Below are 1,194 nucleotides of genomic sequence, written 5' to 3'. Positions count from 1 at the left end.
CGAGTTCGCGGTCTCCCCCTCGATCCACCGGCGGACCGACCACGGGTACGGGTAGCCCTCGCCGGGCTCGCCCCGGGCGAGCGGGACCGGCACCTCCAGCGGCAGCGCCGGGGCGAGCACGGGCAGCCACCGGTCCTCCTTGTCGACCTGCGGCACGTAACCGGCGGCGCTGGGCAGCCGCACGGTCATGTCGTCGCCGAGGTGGAAGGTGCGGTTGTCCCAGCCGTCCGTCGCCACGGGCCGGACCGGCAGGTCGGCCCAGTGCGGGAACTGCGTCGCGACCAGCCGGCGGACCAGCGCCGGGTCGATGGTCGGCGTCGTCTCCTGTCGCGTCATCCGGCTCAGCATCAGCGGCCGGACCGCCGCGCCGCCACCGATTTTCCGGCCGGCCGGAACCGGAAATGGCCAACCCTGCAGAATATCGATCGCCCGACTTTCCCGGCTCCGCCGAATGGGAGGGCTGGCCGGTAAGATCGGCGACAAGCCTGTGACTGATCGCTGACTGCTGGGTGTGAAAGCGATCACACACACTGTCCACATGAATACGGGACTCCGCCGCAGCCGGGCTTTTCGCCTCGCGGTGTGTCTCGCCCTCGTGGCGGCGCTGGGCGGCTGCATGCAGCTCAACCTCGGGTTGACCGTGCACCCCGACGACACGGTGAGCGGGCAGCTTCTGGTGACCGCCGACAAGAGCCTGCTCAAGCAGCGGAACCCGGACGTGCAGACGGCCTTCGCCGACATGCGCCGGCAGCTGCCCACGCTGCCCGCCGGTGACGAGAGCCGGTACGAGGACGCCCGGTTCTACGGGGTGCAGGTGGTGTACCGGAATAAGCCGCTGTCACAATTCACCAGCGACAGCGTGAATCTGGTCCGGGCCGGAGATCGCTACCGGTTCACATTTCCGCTGGACCCCGATAAATACGCCGGAAAGGTGACCGAGAAGGATCCGGGAACGCGACGGGCATTCGTGACCTTGATGTCGTTCGAGATATCGGTGACCTTCCCGGGCCGGGTGCTCTCCACCAACGGCACGGTCAACGGCCGGTCGGTCACCTGGAAGGTGGACAGCAACCAGGCCAAGCCCGCCGAACTGGTGGCCGAGGCGGAGGCTCCGGCGCGGGCGTCGGCCGCCGCGACCGCCGACCCGGCCGGCGCCGGCGGCGGCTTCCCCTGGTTGCTGGTGGTCGGCGGCGT

General features: G+C 69.7%; 2 protein-coding genes. One reads left to right on the top strand and one right to left on the bottom strand.

The genetic code is table 11. The annotated features are described in order from the left end of the window. Positions 1-336, bottom strand: a 336-nt coding sequence (locus ACWEVO_RS36790; RefSeq protein WP_452311991.1) for a phosphotransferase, incomplete at its 3' end; no start/stop codon positions are given. Positions 337-538: 202 nt separating this feature from the next. On the opposite strand from ACWEVO_RS36790, the gene ACWEVO_RS36785 reads away from it, so the two are divergent. Continuing rightward, positions 539-1,194, top strand: a 656-nt coding sequence (locus tag ACWEVO_RS36785) for an LppM family (lipo)protein (protein ID WP_452311990.1), incomplete at its 3' end; no start/stop codon positions are given.

The sequence above is a fragment of the Micromonospora sp. NPDC003776 genome, assembly GCF_053605645.1.
The sequence above is the reverse complement of the archived record's forward strand: the minus strand, read 5'-3'. Positions and strand labels throughout refer to the sequence as shown.